The sequence below is a fragment of the Mesorhizobium sp. LEGMi-168a genome (genome assembly GCF_058312955.1).
Window position 1 is genome coordinate 75,779 of sequence record NZ_JBZEGV010000018.1, and the last position, 23,746, is coordinate 99,524.

21 protein-coding genes and 2 pseudogenes are annotated in these 23,746 nt (G+C 58.4%); 12 read left to right on the forward strand and 11 right to left on the reverse strand.

Annotation, left to right across the window (positions count from 1 at the left end):
• The first annotated feature begins 91 nt into the window (after window positions 1-91).
• Both AC4FWB_RS22120 and AC4FWB_RS22125 read left to right on the forward strand, forming a co-directional pair.
• Entirely contained in the window at window positions 92-613 is a 522-nt protein-coding gene (locus tag AC4FWB_RS22120; RefSeq protein WP_491028419.1) for a carboxymuconolactone decarboxylase family protein, read from the forward strand.
• A gap of 280 nt (window positions 614-893) precedes the next feature.
• Window positions 894-1,967 carry an MBL fold metallo-hydrolase gene (locus AC4FWB_RS22125; RefSeq protein ID WP_491028372.1) on the forward strand — a complete coding sequence of 358 codons (1,074 nt, stop codon included), beginning with the start codon at window positions 894-896 and terminating at the stop codon, window positions 1,965-1,967.
• Window positions 1,968-2,010: 43 nt separating this feature from the next.
• Here AC4FWB_RS22125 and AC4FWB_RS22130 read toward each other — a convergent pair whose 3' ends face one another.
• Window positions 2,011-2,808, reverse strand: coding sequence for an SDR family oxidoreductase (locus AC4FWB_RS22130; RefSeq protein ID WP_491028373.1), 798 nt, complete (start codon window positions 2,806-2,808; stop codon window positions 2,011-2,013).
• Between the two features lie 81 nt (window positions 2,809-2,889).
• Between AC4FWB_RS22130 and AC4FWB_RS22135 the strand changes: the two genes are divergently transcribed.
• Entirely contained in the window at window positions 2,890-3,789 is a 900-nt protein-coding gene (locus AC4FWB_RS22135; RefSeq protein WP_491028374.1) for a sigma-70 family RNA polymerase sigma factor, read from the forward strand.
• A gap of 765 nt (window positions 3,790-4,554) precedes the next feature.
• Here the strand turns inward: AC4FWB_RS22135 and AC4FWB_RS22140 are convergent.
• From AC4FWB_RS22140 to AC4FWB_RS22150, 3 genes are read right to left on the reverse strand one after another with little or no spacing between them, the layout of a single operon-like run.
• Window positions 4,555-5,133 (reverse strand): hypothetical protein, encoded by a 579-nt coding sequence (locus tag AC4FWB_RS22140; RefSeq protein ID WP_292375036.1) that lies wholly within the window; start codon window positions 5,131-5,133, stop codon window positions 4,555-4,557.
• A 40-nt stretch (window positions 5,134-5,173) separates the two neighbouring features.
• Window positions 5,174-5,485, reverse strand: coding sequence for a PqqD family protein (locus AC4FWB_RS22145; protein WP_491028375.1), 312 nt, complete (start codon window positions 5,483-5,485; stop codon window positions 5,174-5,176).
• Window positions 5,406-6,437: a radical SAM protein gene (locus AC4FWB_RS22150; RefSeq protein ID WP_491028376.1), complete on the reverse strand. Its 1,032-nt coding sequence runs from the start codon at window positions 6,435-6,437 to the stop codon at window positions 5,406-5,408. Before AC4FWB_RS22150 ends, AC4FWB_RS22145 begins: the two co-directional genes overlap by 80 nt.
• A 605-nt stretch (window positions 6,438-7,042) precedes the next feature.
• Here AC4FWB_RS22150 and AC4FWB_RS22155 point away from each other — a divergent pair.
• On the forward strand, window positions 7,043-10,135 hold the full coding sequence (locus AC4FWB_RS22155; RefSeq protein WP_491028377.1) for an ATP-binding protein: 3,093 nt from the start codon (window positions 7,043-7,045) through the stop codon (window positions 10,133-10,135).
• Between the two features lie 36 nt (window positions 10,136-10,171).
• Here AC4FWB_RS22155 and AC4FWB_RS22160 read toward each other — a convergent pair whose 3' ends face one another.
• The gene (locus AC4FWB_RS22160) at window positions 10,172-10,357 is read right to left on the reverse strand and encodes a hypothetical protein (RefSeq protein ID WP_491028378.1); all 186 of its coding nucleotides are present in this window, start codon (window positions 10,355-10,357) and stop codon (window positions 10,172-10,174) included.
• Window positions 10,358-10,869: 512 nt separating this feature from the next.
• Window positions 10,870-11,163: a hypothetical protein gene (locus AC4FWB_RS22165; protein WP_491028379.1), complete on the reverse strand. Its 294-nt coding sequence runs from the start codon at window positions 11,161-11,163 to the stop codon at window positions 10,870-10,872.
• A gap of 761 nt (window positions 11,164-11,924) precedes the next feature.
• Here AC4FWB_RS22165 and AC4FWB_RS22170 point away from each other — a divergent pair.
• The 3 genes from AC4FWB_RS22170 (at window position 11,925) to AC4FWB_RS22180 (ending at window position 14,628) form a co-directional block, all read left to right on the forward strand.
• Window positions 11,925-14,219 (forward strand): DNA methyltransferase, encoded by a 2,295-nt coding sequence (locus tag AC4FWB_RS22170; RefSeq protein WP_491028380.1) that lies wholly within the window; start codon window positions 11,925-11,927, stop codon window positions 14,217-14,219.
• A 164-nt stretch (window positions 14,220-14,383) separates the two neighbouring features.
• The gene (locus AC4FWB_RS22175; RefSeq protein ID WP_491028420.1) at window positions 14,384-14,500 is read left to right on the forward strand and encodes a hypothetical protein; all 117 of its coding nucleotides are present in this window, start codon (window positions 14,384-14,386) and stop codon (window positions 14,498-14,500) included.
• Window positions 14,501-14,505: 5 nt separating this feature from the next.
• A complete protein-coding gene (locus AC4FWB_RS22180) occupies window positions 14,506-14,628 on the forward strand; it encodes a hypothetical protein (RefSeq protein ID WP_491028381.1) in 123 nt (40 codons plus the stop codon).
• Here the strand turns inward: AC4FWB_RS22180 and AC4FWB_RS22185 are convergent, their stop codons facing one another.
• Window positions 14,629-14,829 (reverse strand): IS1096 element passenger TnpR family protein, encoded by a 201-nt coding sequence (locus AC4FWB_RS22185; protein WP_491028382.1) that lies wholly within the window; start codon window positions 14,827-14,829, stop codon window positions 14,629-14,631.
• Window positions 14,830-14,938: 109 nt separating this feature from the next.
• On the opposite strand from AC4FWB_RS22185, the gene AC4FWB_RS22190 reads away from it, so the two are divergent.
• The 4 genes from AC4FWB_RS22190 to AC4FWB_RS22205 all read left to right on the forward strand — a co-directional run bounded on the left by AC4FWB_RS22190 (window position 14,939) and on the right by AC4FWB_RS22205 (window position 19,562).
• Window positions 14,939-15,754, forward strand: coding sequence for a calcium-binding protein (locus AC4FWB_RS22190; protein WP_491028383.1), 816 nt, complete (start codon window positions 14,939-14,941; stop codon window positions 15,752-15,754).
• A 307-nt stretch (window positions 15,755-16,061) separates the two neighbouring features.
• Window positions 16,062-17,816: a type I secretion system permease/ATPase gene (locus AC4FWB_RS22195; RefSeq protein ID WP_491028384.1), complete on the forward strand. Its 1,755-nt coding sequence runs from the start codon at window positions 16,062-16,064 to the stop codon at window positions 17,814-17,816.
• On the forward strand, window positions 17,816-19,123 hold the full coding sequence (locus AC4FWB_RS22200) for an HlyD family type I secretion periplasmic adaptor subunit (protein ID WP_491028385.1): 1,308 nt from the start codon (window positions 17,816-17,818) through the stop codon (window positions 19,121-19,123). The genes AC4FWB_RS22195 and AC4FWB_RS22200 overlap by 1 nt, the downstream gene beginning before the upstream one ends.
• A gap of 142 nt (window positions 19,124-19,265) precedes the next feature.
• On the forward strand, window positions 19,266-19,562 hold the full coding sequence (locus AC4FWB_RS22205; RefSeq protein WP_491028386.1) for a hypothetical protein: 297 nt from the start codon (window positions 19,266-19,268) through the stop codon (window positions 19,560-19,562).
• A 224-nt stretch (window positions 19,563-19,786) separates the two neighbouring features.
• Here AC4FWB_RS22205 and AC4FWB_RS22210 read toward each other — a convergent pair.
• Together AC4FWB_RS22210 and tnpB are read right to left on the reverse strand one after the other, a co-directional pair.
• A pseudogene (locus tag AC4FWB_RS22210) lies at window positions 19,787-19,911 on the reverse strand (DUF4158 domain-containing protein); the annotation flags it as partial.
• Window positions 19,903-20,128, reverse strand: a pseudogene (gene tnpB / locus AC4FWB_RS22215) (IS66 family insertion sequence element accessory protein TnpB); the annotation flags it as partial. The pseudogenes tnpB and AC4FWB_RS22210, both read right to left, overlap by 9 nt.
• A gap of 241 nt (window positions 20,129-20,369) precedes the next feature.
• On the opposite strand from tnpB, the gene AC4FWB_RS22220 reads away from it, so the two are divergent.
• On the forward strand, window positions 20,370-20,624 hold the full coding sequence (locus AC4FWB_RS22220) for a helix-turn-helix transcriptional regulator (protein ID WP_491028421.1): 255 nt from the start codon (window positions 20,370-20,372) through the stop codon (window positions 20,622-20,624).
• Here AC4FWB_RS22220 and AC4FWB_RS22225 read toward each other — a convergent pair.
• Together AC4FWB_RS22225 and guaA are read right to left on the reverse strand one after the other, a co-directional pair.
• On the reverse strand, window positions 20,605-21,858 hold the full coding sequence (locus AC4FWB_RS22225; RefSeq protein ID WP_491028387.1) for a tyrosine-type recombinase/integrase: 1,254 nt from the start codon (window positions 21,856-21,858) through the stop codon (window positions 20,605-20,607). The genes AC4FWB_RS22220 and AC4FWB_RS22225 overlap by 20 nt on opposite strands.
• Window positions 21,859-22,172: 314 nt before the next feature.
• On the reverse strand, window positions 22,173-23,735 hold the full coding sequence (guaA, locus tag AC4FWB_RS22230) for a glutamine-hydrolyzing GMP synthase (RefSeq protein ID WP_491028388.1): 1,563 nt from the start codon (window positions 23,733-23,735) through the stop codon (window positions 22,173-22,175).
• Window positions 23,736-23,746: the final 11 nt, after the last annotated feature.

The window sequence follows — 23,746 nt, forward strand, 5'->3', positions numbered from 1 at the left end:
AGCCCCCTCGCGCAATGGCTCAGTTCGACCTGTCCCGGCATGTTTTCCAAGCGATGAACTTCAAACTGTCGCCAAGGAGATATCGATGAACATGGCCACCAAAACGCGCACCCCCGCGGGAGCACAGAAAGCCCCGGGGCCCCGTGTCAACTACGCCGAACAGTCCCCGGAACTCCTCAAGAAATTCACAGAGTTTCTTGCCGCCACCCGGGAGAGCTCGATCGAGGAGCCCATCCGCGATCTCGTTGCCATCCTGGCCGCGCAGATCAACGGCTGCACCTTCTGCCTCGACATGCATGTCAAGCAGGCCAAGATCCACGGTGAGCGCGAGTTGCGCCTGTACCATCTGGCGGCGTGGCGAGACTCCACCTTGTTCGCTCCGCGTGAACGCGCCGCTTTGGCCTGGACGGAGGTCCTGACCAAGCTGCCCGAGCAAGGCGTTCCGGACGACATCTATGAGTGCGTCCGGACACAGCTGTCGGAGAAGGAGATCTCCGATCTGTCGTTCGTTGTGATGGTGGTCAACGCCTGGAACCGTCTCAATATCGGCTTCAAGACGGTGCCAGGTTCGGCGGACGCCAAATTCGGCCTGGAGAAGGCCGCACTGAAGTAGCGGCCTCTATCCGGCGACGCAGGCCGCTGCGTCGCTCTGCTCTCTGGCGGCGGATAACAACTCGCCAGGGAGCAGTCACAGACGGCACAGGTCGCAGTAGAAGCCGCGCCTTAGCAGACACGTCCCGCCCCCTCGACGGTCCAGCCCATATTCTAATGGGCATCGACGGCTCGGCATAGGCGATGGCGGATTGAATGCGCGGCGGTGGCGCACCACGCGTCACAAAACGTCGGTCTGAACCGTCATGTCCATGTCAGGGGTCTATTTCCAGGGGAATCTCATGAAACACCCGACTCGATCCATCTTGAGTGTCGCCGTTGCGTGCGCGCTCCTTGCAACGTCCGCGCTTGCCGGCTCCGCCCCGGCTGCACCGAACTCATCTACATCCGCGCCAGCCGGTCGCGCGGGAGTTCCGTTTCCCGATGCTCCGGAGATTGCTCCGATCGGCGTGCGCCTCGACAAGTACCTCGACGTGCCAGACTCCGCCAAGGGGCCTGCCATCGACCCGCAGAAAGGCTACCGCGTGGAAAAACTTGGCAGGGGCCTCTACATGGTCACCGACAACGCCTACCAGTCAATGTTCATGGTCTACGAGTCCGGCGTCGTCGTTATCGATGCGCCGCCCTCATATGCGGCCAAGCTGAAGCAGGCGATCGCCGAGGTCACGACGCTTCCCATCACCCACATTATCTACAGCCACTCGCACACCGACCACATCGGCGGCGCCGGTCTGCTGGGCGGCCATCCCGTCATCGTGGCGCAGGAGGAGACGAGGCGGCTGTTGCGCCGCGACGCCGATCCGGCGCGGCCTCTGCCAACCGTGGTATTCAAGAACACCTACCGGATGAAGCTTGGCAGCCAGCGCCTGGAACTTTCATATCACGGGGATGGTCACGAACCGGGCAACATCTTCATCTATGCGCCGGAACAGAAAACACTGATGGTGGTCGATCTTGTCTTCCCGGGATGGATGCCGTTCCGGCGCTTTGCCGTCGCGCATGACTTGCCGGCTTGGATGGCGCAGGTGGAACTGATTGCGAAGCTTCCCTTCGACAAACTGGTAGCCGGTCATGTCGCCCGGTTGGGAACGCGCGCCGATGTACTGACCCAGATCGAGTTCGACAACGACGTGAAGAGCGCGGCCGCAGCGGCGCTTAAGGCGGTTCCTTTCATGGCAGGCATCAATCCCGCCGATGCGGGAAATCCGTGGGCTCTCACGGACGACTACACGGCGCGTGTCGCTGGACATTGCGTCAAGGAGTTGACGCCGAAGTGGAGCAGCAGGCTAGGCGCATTTGACACTTTCGTGTGGGATCAGTGCTACGCAATGGAACAAAGCCTGCGCGTGGACTGAAACGCGGCTTTGCGCGGCGTCCGGCGGCGTCCAGCGGTTCCTGTCACCAAGAGGACCTCGAAACACCGCCGGCCACTTCGAGCGCAGCACCGGTGATGAAACCGGCGCGTGGCGAAGAGAGAAAGAGGATGGCCGCTGCAGCTTCATCTGCCGTGCCAAGCCGACCCAGCGGAATGCGCTTGTCCTTTGCCACTTCCAACAGATAGTCGTCCAGCGTCTGTCCCGGCTTCGATGCTGTCGGATACCGTCTTTCCCACTGGCCGCTATTTACGTTGCCGATCAAGGTCGCATTGACCCGTATCGCTGGCGCCAGCTCGGTACTCAGCGACTTGACAAGGTTCTGCACGCCGGCGCGCGCGGCCGAAGTCGCCACCATGTCGGGATCCGGCTGGCGAGCCAGGAGCGCGTTCACGACGACGATGGAGGCTGCATCGCTTTTGCGCAAAAGAGGGACGAAGGCACGGGTGGGGTAGATGACAGAGAAGAACTTGAACTCGAGTTCGGCCAGCCACGCTTCGTCCGATGTGGACGCAAACGTCCCGAACCGCCCCTGGCCGGCGTTGTTGACGAGTATGTCGGCCCGTCCGAATCGCGTTTCAACCATCCGCGCCATCGCGGCCACCGAGGATGCATCGGTGACGTCGCAGACGCAGGTGGTCAGCCGTTCGATACTTGATCCGTTGGCCGCCAGAAATGCTTCCGACTTGGCCAGGCGATCTGCATTTCGCCCGCAGCTCACGACCACCGCGCCTTCGTCGAGGAACGCTTTGACGGTCGCCAAGCCGATCCCGGAGGAGCCACCGGTCACGACCGCGATTCGCGTGCCAAGGTTGAGATTCATCGCTTCAGCCTTCCAATTGTCACATGTTGGCCAGTCGGTTCGTCATTACCTATGACGAACCGCGCAGGGATAATGTGACCGATGAGCGAACAGGACTGGCTGGCTTCCCAATTCGAGGCTAACCGCGAGCGGTTGCATTCGGTTGCCTACCGCCTGCTGGGCTCCGCCAGCGAAGCAGAGGATGTGGTTCAGGAAGCCTGGCTGCGGCTCAGCCGTACTGATGGTGGCGGCTTTCACAATGTGGCCGGATGGCTCACCACGGTCGTTGCGCGGCTATCGCTCGACGCGCTGCGTTCCCGCGTCAAGCGACGCGAAGAGCAGCTCGACATGGAACTGCCCGAGCACGACATCCCTGATTCCAAGCAAGAAGGCCTGGAGCAGCAAGCCATTCTTGTGGACGCGATGGGACCGGCGCTGCTCATCGTGCTCGAGCACCTGTCTCCGACCGAGCGGCTCGCTTTTGTGCTGCACGATTTGTTCGGCGTTTCATTCGAGGACATAGCACCGATCGTCGGTCGTACGCCGACTGCGGCACGCCAGCTCGCTAGCCGCGGCCGTCGGCGCGTGCGGGCGGCGGATCTGGCTTCGAAGCCAGATCCCGCGCGTCAGCGCAAGATCGTCCATGCCTTCCTCTTAGCCTCGCGCAGCGGTGACTTCGCCGCGCTGCTGGAATTGTTGGATCCCGACGTCGTATTGCGTGCCGACACGGCCGCTGTGCTCAATAGTGCAAAACAGGCCGTCGGGCCGAAGTTCGCGCCCGAGATTCGCGGCGCAAGAAGCGTCGCTGAAACTTTTGTCGGCCGCGCGCGCGCTGCCCAGCCGGCGCTCATCGGTGGCGTTGCCGGAGCAGCCTGGGCGCCGCAAGGCACGCCGCGCGTGATGTTCTCGTTCACCATCGCCGGCGACCGCATCGTCGGCATCGAAGTCGTCGCGAACCCCGCGCGTATCGCCGCGAGCAATGTCGTCCTGGACTTGAAGTAGCGTCAGAACAAGGTTTCCCTTGGTAGCTCGCCCAATCCTGGTGATCGACCAGCTCCGGAGCGGCACGACCTTTTGGCGCAGAGAGCTTGACCCGTGACCTGACCCATCTTGGACGTTAAGTCTGAGGCGCCTCGCTGGCGCACTTACGTCGATGCTGGGAATTCGATGCAGACACGAGGTCTCAAACTAGCAGGCAAGCGGGCCAATCGATCATCGCTCGCTGACGGCACGGCGAACACAACCGAGGTGTTTCTATGGCCCGCGTCAAACGTAATGTTTGACGGCAGAATCCGATGGACAAGGACAACGGAAATTCGACGGGCTCGAACCTCGGCCCTCCAAGGCAAAGGTCACAAGTTCGAATCTTGTCGGGTGCGCTAATAATTCAACAGATGATTTCATTCATAAATTAACAACGACAATCCGATCAGATTGATTTATTTTCGTTGCAGGCACGGTTCTGGCGTAACGGAGCGAGGCCGTGGCATCAATTTGCAAGCGCGGAAGCAGGTACCATTCAGGTCAGGCATTGGGGTTTCCCAATGATGACGAAGCCATTCAGGCCCCGGAAGGATGCGATGGAATGGGCACGTAACGTCGAAGGTCAGGCAGACTGTTGCGAGCCGGATCGGACGATACTCGATACGAAACACTGGGAGATGTAATCGTTCGCTACAACAATTCTCGTTGACTTAGCCTAGCGGGTCAGTAACGTTACAAAAAGCTTGGCATCGATGAGTCCACGCCCTAGTAAACGTCCGTGATCTATTTTTTACTTCTCGGTCGTTTTCGCGCCTGTGCCGGTGCGACCAGTCCCATACCGACCACCGGATCCTCTTTAGCGTAATCCTCAAGCTTCTTGGCAGTAATCAAGGACGCAGGCTGGTATTTGAACTCGCTCCGGGATGGATCTTTCGACCAGTAAGTTCGAAGCTTTGCGATCGCTTCGGAAAGGTTAGGCGACTTTCGTATGGCGTCATTCAGACCAGCTATCGCCGATTCTGAATCGTATGACCAAAAGGTTCTGTAATGATATCGGTAGCCAATTGACCAATACGTTCCCAAGTACCTCGCACCCTCAACCTTTTCCACGTTTTGCCGAATAAAAGCCTCGTTGTCTTCCAGGAATTGATGGAATGCGGGCACATCCTGGTAGGGGATACCAAATGTCCATTCAATCAGAATACAACCCAGGGCGTAAGGAATAGCCGGCTCGCACGGTGTAAATGAAATAGCCCCGTGCGTGCGAACTTCAACGACAACTGGCTCGACCGCCGGTGGCGCCGGAATGCCTTGCCGACGTACCAAGCGCTTGACCTGTTCGATAGTCGGATTGCGTGCCACTAGCCAGTCCTCCTGGTCGCCGAATGGTTTCTCCGGCGCTTCAAGCCGGTTCTACAAGCTCTATGACGCCCTGCTGAATGAGATCCTCAATGCCCCGCCGCAGTTCAAGCCGTGCAACTTCGCGCGAGCGCGAAGGTTCGATTGTAGCAAAATAGCTACGCTCCAGCGACCTCCAACTCCGCCCGTCGCACAATTCCATTATAAGCCACGCAGACGAATTGAGGGTGTATAGCCTCGGGTTCTCTGGGGTGAACACGATGCAGATACCCATCTCATCGACGGGGCGAATACGTAGGTTTGCGACCTTTCGAAAGGAGACGCGACGGTAAGACACGTAAGTCGACTCCGTCATTCAATGTCGAGCAGAACGGATCAGGTGCCCCCCAACGACCATGAAAGGCATAGGCCGCCGAACGGCATCCTCCGCGCGTTCCTTCAACGGCATCGCAGGTCGGGCACGACTTTTCGACCACACCGGAGCGCAGTTCTCGGTAGAGGGAATGCTCCCAAGTGTCGAGGAACGGCACCTCGCGAATATTGCCGTAATCGACGTACTCGCGGAGATAAGCGCAACCAATTGATCGGCCGAATGGATCTACCGCAGCAGCCTGCCAGCAGCAGTTCCGGTCATTGGGATGCCACGACTTCATCACGGTAAGCCCAGGTGGTGGTGCAAGCGAGTTGAGCACAGCCATCTGCTCTTGCAGGGACATCGCCAACTCATCCCAGCGGGACTTAGCTCGTCCCAGAGGATAGAGGCGCAGAATTCCTGCGCGGGGAACACCGAGCTCGTGTGCAAGCTCCAAATACTCTTGCAGTTCGTGCATATTTCTCCGGTTCAGGATCGTGAGCACATCAGTATCGATGCCAGCCTCGAGCAGGTAGCGAACCGCTTCGCGGGCTTTCTGGAAGCTCCCGCTTACTCCGGTGAAATAATCGTGCGTCTCGGCTCTCGCTCCCATCAGGTCAATGAGCACACGTCCTATGCCGATCTGCTTTAGGCGATGCGCCATCTCGCGATTGATGAGGGTTCCGTTGCTCCGCAACATGGTCATCATGCGGCGAGCGCAGTGTTCCAAAATTTGAAGAAAATCTTCCCGGAAAAGAGGTTCCCCGCCTTCGAAGTAAACGGAAATAAAATCATTTCTAACCAAATAGTCGAGGAACCTCTGCCATTCATCAGTAGTGACTTCAGCGGACGCTTCGCTGGCCTGGCAATCTGCATAACAATGCTTGCACTCTAGATTGCACGTCTGAGTTATCGACAGTGTTATGCTTAGGGGTGAGTTCAGAACGGGTGGCAACTCAAGTCCTCCTCAGCAACAATAGCACCTCTCGTTGGGGAAATCCAACGCGCTGCCGGCAAGCGCTCTGACCGGCAGCCCTTGTTTTGCGTCAATCGGTGCACCGAGCCTGGTTTCGGCTCAGAGCATGGTCCGAAATTCTTGAGGGTCGAGTCAGCCTTCGTAAGGAGCATGACAGAGGCAACGCAGCGGAAACCCAGGGTGGCCTCGGGGTCGTTGAAGGGCCATGAGACCTGCGTCGCGCCATAGGGCTGAACCAGGATAGACGGTGCGGACGGCAGGTCGCGCGGGAGAAGTCGCCATGCAATTCCACGACGTAGAAGATCGCGTTGATGATTTCACGCGGCGACCAGGCGCGTGGTCGCGCGTTCACACGGTTCGGCATAAACGGCTCGGTCAGAGTCCATTCGGAGTTTCTAACGTAAGCCACCGCGGCTATGATGTCGCCGGATCCACATCGTGGTTCCAAGAAGGCTTCGACAACCTTTGGAGTCGCACGAACCCCCGGCCACAAACCCCTTTCTCGGGACGGGCACTCACAGGTTTATAAGCTGGAGACGCTCCATATGCGCTGTCCTCGGTGTCGGTTCGAGAACGGGGTTGGTATGCGGTTCTGCGGCAACTGCGGAGCACCGCTGACGAACGTACCTTCGCCTCTGTCCGACGCCGCCGCACTCGCCTCCGCAGAGCGCAGGCAGATCACCGTCGTGTTTTGTGACATCGTCGGGTCAACTGCTTTATCGGAGCAACTCGACCCCGAGGATCTCCGCGACCTTTTTGCTACCTATCGATCCACTTGCGATGAGGTGGTCCGCCATTGCGGCGGGTGGATAGCTTCATACTTCGGGGACGGTCTTCTCATTTACTTCGGCTATCCCGGTGCAGGCGACGACGATCCGGTAATGGCTGTGCGCGCTGCGATTGAAATCATCTCACGTTTCCAGCAACGTAGCGCTGAAATGGTCGATTGCGCTGGTGCCAGCTTGCAGGTTCGCATCGGCATTCATACCGGATTGGTGGTTGCTGGCGATCTCCCTAGCGGTTCTGAACGGGAGATCTACTCTATCGTCGGCGAAACCCCCAATCTGGCAGCTCGTCTGCAAGCGCTCGCTGCGCCCCAGACGGTACTCATCAGCGATGCCACATACGCTCTGGTCAAGCATCGATTTGAATGTCGCGCTTTGGGAGAGCGCCACGTCAAAGGCATTTCGCGTCCGATTCGGGTCTATGTACCGTTGGCTGAATCAGCCTTCACGTGGCAGGATGCATTTGAAGTTCGGAACCTTACCCCCCTCGTTGGACGCACACGCGAGCTGGCACACCTCAGAGAAGGCTGGGAGCGCGTACTGCAGGGCAAGGGTCAAGTGGCGTTGATTTGCGGCGACCCAGGATTTGGCAAGTCACGCCTCGTACACGCTTTTCACGCCAGCATAGCCGACGAGCATTCCATGCTTGCGTGTAACTGCATGCCGCATTCGTCCGACAGCGCGTTCCTCCCGATTATTGATTTGCTGCATCGGCATCTTGCAATTACCTCGTCGGATGGCGCGGCCGAAAGACTCGCGAAACTTGAAACGTCACTAAAGCAATCGCCATTTCGGGTGGAAGAAGCGCTGCCTCTGATTGCCTCTCTGCTGTCGCTCCCGACTCCTGCCGGATTGGACACGACCAATCTGCTGCCTCGGAGGCGGCGGGAGAGGACGATTGAAATCCTGCTGGCCTGGTTGCTTCGAGAGACCGAGCGTCGCCCAGTTATTCTTGTCGTAGAGGATCTCCATTGGGCCGATCCCTCGACGCTCGACGTCATCAAGCAACTTCTTCAGCTTGTTCCAACCGCGAAGTTATTTCTCGTCCTGACGTTTCGCAAGGAGTTCGCGCAACCTTGGGTCGATCCCTCGTACGCGATGCGATTTACGCTTTCGCGCCTCTCCTCTGGTGACACTAACGAGATTATTGCCAACCTGACCAAAGGCACCGAGCTATCACCGGCGTTGCTCAGCCAGCTGATTGAACGGGCTGACGGCGTGCCGCTATTCGTGGAGGAATTAACGAAGACCGTTATTGAATCTGCGCAGGCCACCGAAAGCGCGGCGACTCCCGCCCTCCTCGACGAGACTGCCATCCCTGTAACGCTGCGCGACTCCCTGATGGCCCGACTGGATCGGCTGAATTCCATCAAAGCGACCGCGCAGATCGCGGCAACTCTTGGCCGCGAGTTTCCGTTCGAGTTGCTGAAGGCAGTCACGTTGGCGTCTGAGACAGAGCTGCTGAGCGCTCTATCCCAGCTGGTCGACCGTCAGATTCTGTTACAGCGTGGTATTCCTCCGCAGGCTTCATATTCTTTCAAGCATGCACTCATTCAGGAGGCAGCCTACCAATCTCTGCTTCGAAGCTCACGGCGCCGCTATCATCTGCGGGCCGCCGAGGCGCTGGTTGATCAGTTCCCGGATTTCGTCGAGCGGCAACCGGAGCTGATAGCTGGGCATCTCAACCTCGCGGGAGATACAGAGCGCGCCATAAACTACTGGCAAACAGCCGGCGAACGAGCACTGAGCCGTTATACAAACCTCGAGGCAGAAGCTCACTTCCGAAAAGCATTGGCTGCGATCATGAGCCTTCCTTCCTCGCGCCAGCGCCAGCAACAGGAGGCTTCGCTCTTGATCGGGCTTGGCACTGCGCTGACCGCGATCAGAGGTTGGGCCGCTTCGGAGGCTGAGCACATCTACGCGAGGGCGCGTTTGCTGTGCCAGACAATCGGAGATACCCCACAGCTCGCGGCTGCCCTTCGAGGTTTGCAGTCGTACTACCAGGTGCGAGGACCTGTTCAAACGGCACGAGAAATCGGTGAACAACTCCTTGAGGTGGCAGACCGGGGTAATGACCGGTCAATTCGAGTCGAAGCTCGACGCGCTCTCGGCTGGTGTCTCTTCTGCCTCGGCGAATTCACAGCAAGTAGAAAGCAGCTCGAGGCTGCCATCGGCGACTACGATCCAGCGTTGTCGCCCAGAAACGTCGTTGCATACGGATCCGATGCGGGTGTCGCTGGCCTTGCCAATCTTGCCTGGCTCGAATGGTGCGTGGGTAACTCCGAGTGTGCAGTTGAGCGAAGCCGCGAAGCAATCCGTCTGGCAGAAACGCTCGCGCATCCGCTCAGCCTCACCTATGCACTCTGTATGTCGGCAGCCGTCCATCAAGGCCTCCGTCAGCCAGAAATTGCTGAGGAGCTTGCGACGAGCACCGTTGCGATAGCTACCGAGAATAACCTTTTGTACTGGATGTCCTGGGGCACCATTCTTCGGGGCTGGGCCGTTGCCGAGCAAGGCTCAACCGATGCAGGGATCAACATGCTGAACGAGGGAATCGAGGCGTACGCCGCAACAGGTGCGGAGCTGTTTCGAGGCTATGCGCTCGGCCTTCTCGCCGACGCCTGCGGCAAAGCAGGGAAGCCAAGCGAGGGGCTTCGCCATATCAACCAAGCGGTCGTCAGCAGCACGGCCGTAAACGTGCACTTCTTCGACGCGGAACTCTACCGGATCAAAGCGGCCCTTCTTCTACAGTCGGGAAGTGCCCCCAAGGCAGCCACTGAGGCGCTTGAACGCGCGGTAGAGACTGCCCGTAGCCAGGGTGCGAAGATGCTCGAGCTTCGCGCCCTGAACGAACTGGTACAATTGCGCAGGCGAGCCGGCCCGTCCGTCTGACGATTGACGATCAGAGCGCGATCGCGACATTGCCTGTCAGCAACGCAGCTGGAAGCGCCGAATGTCCTCGGTCGTCGCGGTGTCGGGAGTCCGGCCAAGGAACGCGGCAAAGCGCCGGACATGCCGATCGTCGTCCTGCTGCGTATGCGGTCCCAGGCCCCGCATCAGCATGCATCGCTGGCGAAGTGGCGTGATCGGAGCATCGGTCGACAAGGTAGCCATGGCAAGTTCCCCTCGTTGAAGGGAACTCCATGGTCAGATCGCAGGCTTTAACTGCTCAAAGCCTATGAATACGCGTCATCTCAGAACCACGCGACTCTCCCGCGAAGCGGGTTCGTGCATGAGGCGCAAAGTTGCCGTTCGAGAGGCCGGGAGCGAGGCTGAATTTAACTTCCTCCCTACCCTTCCGATTCTGTGGCACTCCCAGAGATTTTTTGCGACCGGATTCATAAAACCCGAGGGGGGTTCGAGTCCACGTTTTGGGCCAGCTCGGAAAAATTTAATAATTTGAATAGCTTAATGGAGTATTCTGGTGGGCCCGGAGGGCGTATTCAGAACATTGATTTTATTGGCTTTCTCGCGGGCAAAAATCAGAAGCTCTCCCCGTATTGTTCCGTATGGTTCCGCCGCTGATTTTCGACTGCTATTCGGCCGATCGCCAACAACGATTAAGGACCACCTCGAACAGATACCGCGACATACCCAAGCATGCAGCGGGACCGCATACCGCGCATTTAAATTTGATGTAAGGGCAAGGCGTCCACCCCTTCCCCTTTTCCGGCATCATCGCGTGGTTCGTGAATTTGCAGGTTCCGGTCGTCGCGGCCCGCGGCGCGGCACTCGCTGCAAAAGATGATCTTGAGAAGGTCCCAATGCAAACAAGGCTGGTCCGGGCCGAACCGCTTGACCATCTCAGCCACGTCGAGGACTGCTCTCCGTTTCCATGTTAGGCAATAGACAGACAACCCTGTGCCAGCCTCCAGCTTCTTGCCGAGCGTGTTCTCTACAAAGGGGAATTTCGTTGTCATGGGGATCCTCCTGGAAATGGGAGTCGCCGCACCAGGGAGGATTATATTCCTTTGTCGGTGGTGGATGGCAAGAGCGTTGGTGCCGTCCTTTAAGGATTCGCCAAGCCGCCCGCGAAGGCGTAAGGTTAATGGCCGCCCGCGACTAGGCAGGGCGTACGGGCGCTTGAAAGAGATCATCACGCTTTCGCCTCATCTGAGCGGAGGAAAGCGTCACGACTTTCATCAAGTGCAATGGAATTTTCCGCCTCCGCGGATCTGGAGCTTCTACAACGAGTCTTTGACCAGTTGTGCGAAGAGCAGCGCCTCGTCCTTAAAGACGCAGACCGACGGCAAAATCTCGCCTGTGAAGTGATTGAAGCCTTTTCAGAACGGCTTCACCGATGAAACGGAGCTGTGGCGGCGCTCTCACGGCTCTGATCGGCCAAACAGGCGTGAAAAAGCCCGTAGCAGCTAATGAGCGTAAGCGACGGGCTCCTGCCACCTTTCAATTCGGGGAGCGCGCTCCTGTTCCAGACAAATTTATGTACATTAGAACCAGCTTGACGAAGCCGCTGGCCGCACCAGGCTCCATTCATGGCGAAGGGCATCAAGTTGGGCGACGTAGGTCGCCATTACTGCGACCGTGCGGAGGCGAGTCACCGAAGATCAGGTCAGTGTCTCGATCCCGAGGAAGCGCCCGAGTAATCATTGGGAACTTCACACTCGTTAACCATTCTGGTTTAGATTTGCGTTCCGCATGTGTGTTTTTAGTGGGGCGTACTGTGGCGGGTGTAAAGCAACGCGGCAAAGGTTCATCGTCTGAAACGGATACTCCCGAGGTTAGTTGGGATATCCCTGTCCCACCTCTGCATGTCGATCCTGCGGCGCTGCGCGCTCTCGACTTCAAGGAAGACGCTGTTCGAGAAGATATCGTGCATCCTCTGCTCCTGGGGATGGGGTATGCTTCAAGCGGCAGCAATCGAATAATTCGCAGCAAGCCCCTCACTCATCCATTCGTTGTGATCGGAACCACAAAGCGTCCAATCACCTTGATCCCGGATTATCTTCTTTCAGTCGACAACCGCTACCGCTGGGTCTTGGACGCCAAAGCTCCGCGCGAGTCTGTGACGTCGAACGAAAACGTCGAACAAGCCTACAGCTACGCGATCCACCCAGAAATCCGGACTCGTCATTTTGCTCTTTGCAACGGTCGGGAGTTTGCCTTGTACGAGATAGAAGATCGCACTCCTCTGCTGCACTTCGAAATGACCGAGCTGGCAGAGTTTTGGAAGCCGCTAACGGATTTCCTTCATCCGGACGCCTTCCGACGCATCGCCACGCGACCGGTCCCGCTAGCTCCACCCCCGCTCGACTATCTCGCGATCAAGCCTCCAAAGGAGATAATTTCCTTTCAGAAGCAATCTGTGAAGCGCTATCATGGTGTTCATGGCTATTTCACAAGGCAAGTATGGTCGGTTGTACAGAAATACATTTCGACGTTTACTCAGCCAGGTGACGTAGTTCTAGATCCATTTGGAGGAAGTGGCGTTACATACATTGAATCGCTTATTCTGGGCCGAAAAGCAATTCAGTTAGACATAAATCCCCTTTGCAAATTCATTGTTGAAACGCTCGTTGAACCCATCGATTCGGAAGTCTTGACTAACGATTTTCGAAGCGTCGAACATGCCTTCAAACAGCGCCGCCCCAGGAATGATCTCGAAGCCGAAGCACTCCTTAAGATTGTTGAGTATCCGAAAGGAGTTCGACTTCCCAAGACGTCAGACGTCGACACTGTCGACCAGCTATTTAGCCGGATGCAGCTGGCCGAATTGGCGCTGCTCCGCGACATAATTTCAAAAGTTCGCAGCGAGACATCTCGGGCGCACCTCATGCTTATGTTCTCGGGCCTTCTAAATAAGATCAACCTCACCTACCACGCTTCTGCGGGCCGGTCCGAAGGTCGTGGCGACAGCGCTGTTTTTCGATATTATCGCTATAGGATAGCGCACGATTCACCGCGTCTTGATGTAGCAGCGGTTTTCCGCCTGCGGTTGAAAAAGCTACTGGCGGCTAAGGAAGAACTGCGATCCCAGCTAACAAAGGTTAGAGGCGCCAATCCCGTCATGCAGGGGTCGGCAACCGACCTCTCCATGATCGAAAGCGAGTCTGTGGACTACATCTACACGGACCCCCCTTACGGATCGAAAATACCGTATCTGGACCTTTCTACCATGTGGAATTCCTGGCTAGGTTTTGAGGTGGGGCCGGAGGACTTCGCCCAAGAGGCAATCGAAGGCGGCGAACTGCGCAAGACGAAGAGCGAATACGCTTCCCTGCTGTCAGATTCCATTCGTGAAATGTACAGGGTATTGAAATTCAACAGGTGGATGAGCTTCGTATTTGCTCACAAGGGGCCAGCCTATTGGCACCTGATTGTGGAGACGGCCGAGAAAGTTGGGTTCGAATATGCCGGCGTCACTCGTCAGAACAATGGGCAAACCAGCTTCAAGAAAAGGCAAAATCCCTTCACCGTTCTCTCGGGTCAGCTGATAATCAACTTTAGGAAAGTGAAGAATCCAAAATCCATTATGGCCGTCAAGTTAGGGATGGACATAGCGGATATCATCGAGGAAACGATTGAAGGAACTATCGCGGCCAATCAGGGCGCCACATTAGAACAGATCAATGACGGATTAGTTATAAGAGGATTGGAACTTGGGTTCCTTCACATCCTAAGTCAACAATATAATGATCTGACGCCACTACTAAGGCAGAAATTTCAGTATGAGGATATTGATAGCAAATACTACATAAAAAAGAACACGAAATTTAAGACACATGTGGACGTGAGGTTGCGTGTCCGCTATTACCTCTTGTCTTATATGCGTCGATTAGAGCATCAGGGAATTCACCCAACCTTTGACGACATCGTACTGTCTATCATACCACTTCTCAAGAATGGTATTACGCCAGAAAACCAAACGGTTTTGTCTGTTCTAGAAGTCCTGGCCGAAAGGGACGACAGCGGTCGCTGGCGACTGAAATCAGACGGTCAAGTTAGCTTTGATTTTTGATCTCTGCCCGCTGCCAGTAGCCAGCCCAAACGCGGCTCACGGGATGGTTAAGCGCGCCGCCAAGGATCGCGTAGGCATTGCCGCCATTTGAGCGGCGACGATGATCTTCAACCAAGCGGCATGGTTCGCTACTGATAGAAGCCACCGCTTGGCAGGGACACTCGGTGCGGGGCTTCTTATCGGCGGTCGTCAAGAAGAAGCTTGGTCCTAACCTGGTCAGCGATGTCGGGAAGTACGGCGTTCGCCGCTATCGGATCGATGACAACGCGAAGAGCGCCTGAACCCCATGCTCGCCAAGCTCGAGAAAGAGGTCGCCGCCTTGGGCGACGTGTCCCGGGAGGAACTCGCAGCCCAATGGGAGCAGATCTCCGCTGCGCGCCACCAAAAGGTGTCAGGCGCGAACTTCTGATCAGGGCGGCAGCCTAGCATCTTCAGGCGGACAAGCACGCTCGCCGGCAACACAGACCGGGTAGACCTTGCCGCCTTCGCGCTCGAGCCTGGATTCAACCCGGATATCGTATTCCCACAGATCGCCGAAACCATACTCGTACCGAATGCACCTGGACATATGGCACCGTCGCGCGTCTGGACGAAGCGCACGAGGATACATCCGCTATCTCGATGTGTTCTATCCAAACAATCAATTCCTCTAATTGTCCGATCAGGCATATGAATGAGTTTAGTGGCGGGTCGTGGTGTTGCCATAAGGTGGATTCGCAATGGAAAAGACAATTTGGGGCGGCCAGGGTAGCAACAGTCTCTTTGGCAGCAATGGGGATGATCTAATGCTCGATCCGACGGGAGATGACTGGATCGATGGTGGTTTCGGCAACGACTCCATCTCTGCCGGCGAGGGCAATGACCGGGTCTTCGGTGGCGTCGGCAATGACCAGGTTTTTGGCGACGCGGGCAACGACTACCTCTACGGCGACATGGGCCGCGATAAATCGCGCATCCTGGCTGCGAACCTCCTCGGTGCGGACAACGACAAGCTTTACGGCGGCGCCGGCGACGACGCCCTCTTCGCGGGCGACGGTAGAGACTCTCTGACCGGGGGGGCTGGTCAGGATACCTTTGTGTTCCAGTTCCACAACCCGCAGGGCGGGGTCGATAAAAACTTTGGGCCAAACGCTGACCACACCACCATTGTCGATTTTGACCCAGCGCAGGATACTTTCACATTCGATGCGGTAGGCCTTGGCAGCGATGGTCTTGAAGCGAATTTCGTTAATCACGCGACGCGTGGTAATCAAGTGGACACCTTCTACAGCGGCCCCGCCAATGGCGCGAACGGCGAGCATGTTGTAGTGATCACTGATCACAGTTTCGCCGATGGCTCGGCCGCAGCCAAGGGTATCTCCGGCGAGGCTGCAGGCGATATCATTGCCTATTTTAATTATAGGACCATGACGGCGGAACTGGGTTATGTTACCTCCGAGAACCACGTGGACGACTTCGCGCACCTTGGCAACGTGCAAAGCTTGCTCCACTTGGCCGGCCTTGGCCTGACCGCATCGGATTTCATGTTCTGCTGATGCGGAAAACCACTTTGGCGCTCCAGACGCCGAGTCCGACAACCATTCCGTTCTCACCAAGCTTTTTCAACGCCAGCGCGTCCACGACGCCCTTGCACTGTTAATCCGCGATTGCGAGGCAACTTTCTCATTGGCAAATGCTTGTCGAGTTGCTCCAGCCAGCTATGGGGCACATTACGCCCCATCTTCAACATAGGTTGCCTTCAGTGCCCAGCAATGTTGTTACTCTGAAGAACGTTGCACTGGCGAACCTGCATCAGGACGACTTCCAGTTCGTCGCCGCCTGGGAGTCTGAACTGGAACTCAGGTGACGGTGACGACGCAACTCAGGTCCGCCAAGCCGCCGCGAGCAACGCTTGCGGCGATTCTGGCATCGTTCAAACGGGCGTTCTCAGGCGTGGCCCTGATGAGCGGCGTGGTCAACGTGCTCGCACTGACTGGCTCGTTCTTCATGCTGCAGGTCTATGACCGCGTCCTTCTGGGCCGCAGCGTGGCGACGCTTGTCGGGCTCGCCATCTTTGCGACGATGCTTTTCATTTTCCAGGGCATCCTCGAGTTGATCCGGTCGCGACTCCTGGTGCGCATCGGCATGGCGCTCGATCAGCGCATGAGCGGCAGGGTCTATGCCGCCCTCATGCGCCTGCCGCTGCGCACCAAGCTGGCCGGCGACGGTCTGCAGTCGCTGCGCGATCTCGACCAGGTCCGGTCATTCCTCTCCAGCGCCGGGCCGACCGCGCTTTTCGATCTGCCGTGGATGCCGCTCTATCTCGGAATCTGCTTTCTCTTCCATTTCTGGATCGGCGTGACGGCCCTGGCCGGCGCCGTCGTCCTGTTCGGGCTGACGCTGCTTGCCGAGGCCAGGACCCGGGAGCCGGCCAAGAAAGCCAACAGGCAGGCCGCAGCGCGCAACACGCTGGCCGAGGCGACGCGCCGCAATGTCGAGGTCCTGCAGGCGATGGGCTTCGGCTCGCGCATCGCCGAACGCTGGTCAGGCGTCAATGCCGACTATCTTGACACCAATGCGAAGGCCAGTGATCTGGCTGGCACGCTTGGGACGATATCGAAGACCCTGCGCATGATGTTGCAGTCGGCAATCCTGGCGATCGGCGCTTATCTCGTCATCCGTCAGGAAGCGACGGGCGGCATCATGATCGCCAGCTCGATCATGATGGGAAGGGCGCTGGCGCCGATCGAGCTCGCGATCGCGCATTGGAAGAGCTTTGTCAGCGCCAGGCAGGCATGGACCCGGCTTAGCCAGCTTTTGGCGTTGCTTCCCGAGACCTCGACAAGCGTTTCATTGCCGGCGCCGGCGTCCAACCTTGCCATTGAGAGCATTAGTGTCACGCTACCGGATGAGCGCCGGCTGGTCGTTCAGGATGCGGTCTTCGCATTGGAGAAGGGGGCAGGTCTCGGCATTATCGGGCCGAGCGCCTCCGGCAAATCCTCGCTGGTTCGGGCAATTGCCGGAATATGGCAGCCGGCGCGCGGCACCGTCAGGCTGGATGGAGCGGCGCTCGATCAGTGGTCGCCAGACGAATTGGGCAAGCATATAGGCTACCTGCCGCAGGATGTGCAGCTGTTCGATGGCACGATTGCCGAAAACATAGCCCGCTTCGAGCCGCAGGCGCCGTCGGACAAAATATTGGCGGCCGCGCGCGCAGCGGGTGTACACGATCTGGTCATTCATCTGCCGGAAGGTTACGAAACGCGGATCGGCGAAGCCGGCTCGACGCTCTCGGCCGGCCAGCGACAGCGGGTGGCGCTCGCGCGGGCTCTGTATGGCGACCCCTTTCTTGTCATTCTCGACGAGCCGAATTCCAATCTCGATGCCGAGGGCGAAGCAGCACTGACGGAAGCGATTCAGGGGGTTCGGGCGCGCGGTGGCATTGCGGTCGTCGTAGCGCACCGGCCGAGCGCGTTGGCGAGTCTCGACCAGGTCCTGGTCATGGCGAATGGCCGAGTCCAGGCATTCGGGCCGAAGAACAAGGTCCTGAACAAGGTTACCCGGACGGAAGGCGTTCCCCCGAAAGGCGTGCCGATGGCCGAAGAGACTGCATCCTGATGGCCGCCGACGTTCAGGCAATCGAAAGAACCATTCACCGTTATTTGATTGGTGGGGTTGCGGCGTGCCTTCTTCTGGTCGGCGGCGGCGGAGGGCTCGCAGCCGTCACGGAGCTTTCCGGCGCGGTGATCGCGTCCGGCAGGCTGGTCGTCGATTCCAGCGTCAAGAAGGTCCAGCATCCGACCGGCGGCGTGGTCGGGCAGATCCTCGTCCGAGAAGGCGACGCCGTCAGATCCGGCGACGTGTTGGTTCGCCTAGACGAAACCGTCACGCGCGCCAATCTGGCGATCGTCACCAGGGATCTGGATGAATTCGAGGCCCGCCTCGCGCGCCTCGAAGCCGAGCGGGATGGCCAGGAGAAGATTTCGTTTCCCCCTTCGTTGACGTCACGCCCGGACAACCCTGCAAAAGCAAGCGCGATGGCCGGCGAGCAGTCGCTGTTTGAATTTCGCCGGCAGGCGCGAGCCGGCCAAAAGGCGCAGTTGGAGGAGCGCATCGCTCAGCTTTCCGAGGAAAGCTCCGGCCTTACCGAGCAGCGGGTCGCAAAGAGCCAGGAAATCGAATTGATCGGGATCGAGCTCGAGAGCGTCCGCAGCCTCTGGAGGCAGAAGCTCGTCTCGATCGATCGCCTGACCGCGCTCGAGCGGGATGCGGTTCGGCTCAAGGGCGAGCACGGTCAGCTCACCGCCTCAATTGCCCAGGCTAAGGGGCGCATTGTCGAAACTAGGCTGCAGATCATTCAGGTCGACCAGGATCTGCGCAAGGAAGTCGCGACCGAGCTCCGCGACGTCCAGAGCAAGATATCCGAATTCGTCGAGCGCAGGGTCTCGGCCGAGGATCAGCTGAAGCGTATCGATTTGCGCAGTCCGCAGGATGGCGTTGTGCATCAGCTTGCCGTCCACACCGTGGGCGGCGTTATCGCTCCTGGCGAAGTGGTCATGCTCATCGTACCCGTAGCGGATGACCTGACAGTCGAGGCGCGGATAGCTCCGCAAGATATCGATCAACTGAAGCTCGGCCAGGAAGCAGGGCTGAAATTCTCGGCGTTCAACCAGCGCGTCACGCCTGAGCTCAACGGCAATGTCAAAGAGATAGCCGCGGACCTCAGTCTCGATGAGCGCAGCGGAGCAGGTTTTTACTCCGTCCGCATCGGTATCGCCCGCCCGGAGCTGAAGAAGCTGAAAGGCCTGACCCTGGCGCCCGGTATGCCGGTCGAGGTGTTCTTCTCGACAGGCAACCGCACAATGCTTTCCTATCTGGTCAAGCCGTTGGCTGATCAGATCGACCGAGCCTTCAGGGAGGAGTAAATGGTGTGCTCGTCGTCGAAAGAGTAACGATTCTCGCTCAGGCTAGGTCCGACTGGGGACCGGTAACTTCTCCCGGGTCGAATACGGCTTGTTAGACCCGACCAATCCATGAATCGCTTTGTTCAAGGAGGCAATGGTGGCGATGGAGTGGACGATCACGATCGAGGGGAAGAACGAATTCGGCAACGTTTGTCGTAAGCAAGTCCGGACTGGCAAGAGCTGGGAGCGCTTGTTCGACGGTGAGATCGGCTTCTCGATCGCAGAGGGCAAAAAGGTTATGGCGGCGCTACAGATTGCGGTCGTAAACCATGAGGCAGAGACATACGCGCTTTTCCGTCGGGTATGCCCGGACTGCCACACATTCCGACCGGTTGAGGGTGAGCGTCACGAGCACCCCACCTTGCCTGAGGGCTATGCACTGGCGAGATTTGCCGCCTGATTTGCCAGGAGCGTAGGCGCATGGAGTGCGACGAGCCTGATACCAGTCATCAAGGCAGGCATGAACAGTGTCGTTATCGCCGGATCGAGGCGATCACCGGCCGGCGGCGGCGGCGCAACTGGACGCCGGCGGAGAAGGCTCGGGTCGTCGCGGAGAGTGCGGGAGTCGGCGCCAACATCTCGGCAGTCGCGCGACATGGGGGCGCGCCTGCCCGCCGGCACCCCGCCCGGATGTCGCATGACGCAAAGCTGAACACGAGTTTATTGTGTTCGCGCCTGCGTCGGTCAATCTCGAGGCGATCCGCCGCGGACAATGAACAGTGTCGGATCAGGCTGTCCTCGTCGCCGATCGGCGGCCAGGTGAAGCGGCCGGATTCGAGCCATTGCGAGTCCAGAACCATGCCGCTTCCGTGCCGAAAAGAAGGCGCAATCTGTCGCCGCCCTTGGGGCGGAAGACAAAGACGTCACCGCAGAAGGATCGGCTGCAAGAGCCGAGGTGACCAGGGTAACGAGGCCATTGATGCCGCGGCGAAAGTCGACCGGCTGCGTTACTACCAAGATCTTCACGTCGCCGCCAAGCGCGTGAGACGGTACGAAGTGATTTGGTCTGCTCGTCTGTCGAGAGAAAGTGTGGTCGCAATTGAGGGCTATACTATACTCCTCGAGGTTGCGTGATTGTCGACCAGTAAGCAACCGACGGGTCATGCATATGGTCAAACAGCTGCCGTCTTCTGAACTCGACATATCCGGGAGGATCGGGTGGTCGGAGCCACTTCCCGTGCTGCCCCACCTTGCGTCGCGTCCAGTCGTGCGAACTATACGCCGGTCGCAGTTGAGGGAAATCGTTCCGCTATCCGACACGACCATTTATGAGATGGAACAACGTGGCGAGTTCCCGCGACGGTTCAATCTCACCCCCCGCTGCGTCGTCTGGGACTTGGCAGAAGTCGAAGCTTGGATAGAGCAGCGGCGGAACGCATCATCTGCCGGCAGGACCCAGCCCTCCAATGCTCCCGACGTAAGACTGCGAAAGGCGAGACCTGTTAAGTCGGATCAAGAGTAATCGCCGCGTCCAAGGCCGGCTGAAGTGCGGGCGTGTGCTTCTTCCCTGCCGCCCACGTATCAATCATATCGGCCCATTCCTGCAGCATGTGGCGACGCTGCGGCTCATATTCGGCCCTGTTGTAGACACCACGTGATGAGCGGCTGTCTTCGTGAGCGAGGCATTTTTCGATCCAGTCCCGATTGAATCCGATTTCGTTTAGCAGCGTTGAGCCAGTGCGGCGTAGGTCGTGTACCGTGAATGGCGCCAGCGGGAGGTCTTGCTTCTTTACCCGGTCGATAATCGCCATGGTGACCCGGTTGAAGGTGGCGCGCGACATTGGCTCGTCGGCATCGTAGCGGGAGGGCAGTACATATTGCGAGTTCGCCGCACACGTCTTGAGCGCTATCATGATGTCGAGGGACTGGCGCGACAGATAGACGTTATGGGGCTTCTTTCGCTTCATCCGCTCTTTTGGAATGCGCCAAACGGCGTTCTCAAAATCGACCTCGTCCCACGTCGCATCCAGCAGCTCGCTCTTTCGCACCATCGTAAGCAATATCAGCTTTAGGCCTAGGCGAATGGTCGGCAATGTCGGCACATTTTCCAACTCTTTGAGCATGATGCGGATTTCCGCAGGGGACAAAGCTCGGTCCTTCGGCTCGAACGTGGCTATCGAAGAAGGTCCCACCTCATCCGCGGGATTGGAAATCTTCTCGCCGTTCAGAATGACATGGCCATAGATCTGCTTCACGATATCCCGGATATGGATCGCCGTTGCCGGCGCTCCGCGGTTCTTCACCTTGGTGCAAAGTTCCCGCAAATCGTCAGGTGTGATTTCGGTTAAAAGCCGCTTCTGCCAGATCGGCAAAATGTCGCGATCGAAAATGACCTTGCGCATAGAGCGCGTGCTGTCCGCCATCGCAGCATTCTTGAACCAATCCTTACCGGCATCGCCAAAGGTTCCCACGGTTAGCCGACGCCGCTTAGCGCGCTGCTTTTCCTGTGCCGGCGACTTCCCCTCGGCAACGAGCCTGCGAGCGTCGAGGCAACGGTCCCGCGCTTCTGACAGCGTGATGCCTCCCGCACCGTAACGGCCCAGGGTCACAGTCTCTCGTCGGCCGTTCATCCGATAGTCGTATCGGAATGCGATTTGCCCGGCAGGAGAGACGGTCGCGTACATACCGTCACGATCGGCGACCTTGTAGATTTTATCTTTTGGTTTCAGTCGTTTGAGCGCGATGTCGGTCAGCATGATGGAGAGGAACCAAGGACAATCTAGGCACTTTTCGCCCCGATTTTACCGTCAACGATTTTACCGTCAACCCACCAATAAAACACTTATTTTCAATAATTTAATTGATATTTCCTGCGCGAACTTCCGATCAGCGCTCTGACGGTATAGAGCATTCGCTCAGAAGGAGCGGAAGTCTATACCGTCCGGCTTACCGTCAAATGTTCTCGCTTGGAGGCGATCGATACCGATAGACTCCATGAGAGAAAATTTGAAATTTCAGTGACTTATGTTATCTTATCGATAGGTGCCGAAAGCTAGAAAAGGATGCAGCTTCATTCCCACTCGATCGTTCCAGGCGGCTTCGACGTCACGTCGTAGACGACGCGGTTGATGCCTTTCACCTCGTTGATGATGCGCGTGGCGGCGGCGCCGAGGAAGTTCATGTCGTAGTGGTAGAAGTCGGCCGTCATGCCGTCGACGGACGTCACGGCGCGCAGCGCGCAGACGAATTCGTAGGTGCGGCCGTCGCCCATCACGCCGACGGTCTGCACCGGAAGCAGCACGGCGAAGGCCTGCCAGATGGCGTCGTAGAGGCCGGCCTTGCGGATCTCGTCGAGATAGATGGCGTCGGCCTGGCGTAGGATCTCCAGCTTCTCGCGGGTGATGCCGCCGGGGCAGCGGATGGCAAGGCCGGGGCCCGGGAACGGATGGCGGCCGATGAAGCTTTCGGGCAGACCGAGCTCCTTGCCCAGCGCCCTCACCTCGTCCTTGAACAGCTCGCGCAGCGGCTCGACCAGCTTCATGTTCATCCGCTCTGGCAAACCGCCGACATTGTGGTGCGACTTGATCGTCACCGACGGGCCGCCCGAGAAGGAGACGCTCTCGATGACATCCGGGTATAGCGTACCCTGCGCCAGGAAGTCGGCGCCACCGAGCTTCTTTGCCTCCTCCTCGAACACCTCGATGAACAGACGGCCGATGGTCTTGCGCTTCGTTTCCGGATCGGCCTCGCCTTCGAGCGCCGAAATGAAGCGGTCGGAGGCGTCGACCAGGATCAGCGGCAGGTTGTAGTGTTGGCGGAACATCTCCACCACGCTTTTCGCCTCGTCCTTACGCATCAGGCCGTGGTCGACGAGGATGCAGGTCAGCTGATCGCCGACCGCTTCGTGGATCAGGAGTGCTGCGACCGAGGAGTCGACGCCGCCCGACAGCGCGCAGATCACCTTGCCTTTGCCCACCTGCTTGCGGATCGCCTCGACCGCCTGCTCGCGATAGGCAGCCATGGTCCAGCCCCTGGCGAGGCCGGCGATGTGGTGGACGAAGTTGCTGAGCAGCTTCGCGCCATCCGGGGTATGGACCACCTCGGGATGGAATTGCACCGCGTAGAACTTGCGCGCCTCGTCGGCAATGGCGGCAAAGGGCGCGCCGGTGGAGGTGCCGACGATCTTGAAGCCCGCGGGAATGGCGGTGACGCGGTCGCCATGGCTCATCCAGACCTGGTGCCGCGTTCCCTTGGCCCAGACGCCGTCGAACAGCGCGCAATCGTCCTCGATTTCCAGGAAGGCCCGGCCGAACTCACGATGATGGCCGGCCTCGACCTTGCCGCCGAGCTGGGCGCACATGGTCTGCTCGCCATAGCAGATGCCGAGCACCGGAATGCCGGCGGAAAAGACTTCGTCGGGCGCGCGGGGCGAACCGATGTCGACGGTCGAGTGCGGGCTGCCCGACAGGATGACGGCCTTTGGCCGGATGCGGCGGAAGCCTTCGGCGGCGGACTGAAACGGGACGATTTCGCAGTAGACTCCGGCTTCACGCACGCGCCGCGCGATCAGCTGCGTGACCTGGCTGCCGAAATCGACGATGAGAACGGTGTCGGGATGATTGGCTGTCGTCATGGCGAGCCTTT

Excerpts from the sequence above, each read along its gene's own strand:
- AC4FWB_RS22120 (WP_491028419.1), top strand. The coding sequence starts at position 92 with ATGGCCACCAAAACGCGCACCCCCGCGGGAGCACAGAAAGCCCCGGGG.
- AC4FWB_RS22125 (WP_491028372.1), top strand. The coding sequence starts at position 894 with ATGAAACACCCGACTCGATCCATCTTGAGTGTCGCCGTTGCGTGCGCG.
- AC4FWB_RS22130 (WP_491028373.1), bottom strand. The coding sequence starts at position 2,808 with ATGAATCTCAACCTTGGCACGCGAATCGCGGTCGTGACCGGTGGCTCC.
- AC4FWB_RS22135 (WP_491028374.1), top strand. The coding sequence starts at position 2,890 with ATGAGCGAACAGGACTGGCTGGCTTCCCAATTCGAGGCTAACCGCGAG.
- AC4FWB_RS22145 (WP_491028375.1), bottom strand. The coding sequence starts at position 5,485 with ATGACGGAGTCGACTTACGTGTCTTACCGTCGCGTCTCCTTTCGAAAG.
- AC4FWB_RS22155 (WP_491028377.1), top strand. The coding sequence starts at position 7,043 with ATGCGGTTCTGCGGCAACTGCGGAGCACCGCTGACGAACGTACCTTCG.
- AC4FWB_RS22160 (WP_491028378.1), bottom strand. The coding sequence starts at position 10,357 with ATGGCTACCTTGTCGACCGATGCTCCGATCACGCCACTTCGCCAGCGA.
- AC4FWB_RS22165 (WP_491028379.1), bottom strand. The coding sequence starts at position 11,163 with ATGACAACGAAATTCCCCTTTGTAGAGAACACGCTCGGCAAGAAGCTG.
- AC4FWB_RS22180 (WP_491028381.1), top strand. The coding sequence starts at position 14,506 with ATGCTCGCCAAGCTCGAGAAAGAGGTCGCCGCCTTGGGCGACGTGTCC.
- AC4FWB_RS22185 (WP_491028382.1), bottom strand. The coding sequence starts at position 14,829 with ATGTATCCTCGTGCGCTTCGTCCAGACGCGCGACGGTGCCATATGTCC.
- AC4FWB_RS22190 (WP_491028383.1), top strand. The coding sequence starts at position 14,939 with ATGGAAAAGACAATTTGGGGCGGCCAGGGTAGCAACAGTCTCTTTGGC.
- AC4FWB_RS22200 (WP_491028385.1), top strand. The coding sequence starts at position 17,816 with ATGGCCGCCGACGTTCAGGCAATCGAAAGAACCATTCACCGTTATTTG.
- AC4FWB_RS22205 (WP_491028386.1), top strand. The coding sequence starts at position 19,266 with ATGGAGTGGACGATCACGATCGAGGGGAAGAACGAATTCGGCAACGTT.
- AC4FWB_RS22225 (WP_491028387.1), bottom strand. The coding sequence starts at position 21,858 with ATGCTGACCGACATCGCGCTCAAACGACTGAAACCAAAAGATAAAATC.
- guaA (WP_491028388.1), bottom strand. The coding sequence starts at position 23,735 with ATGACGACAGCCAATCATCCCGACACCGTTCTCATCGTCGATTTCGGC.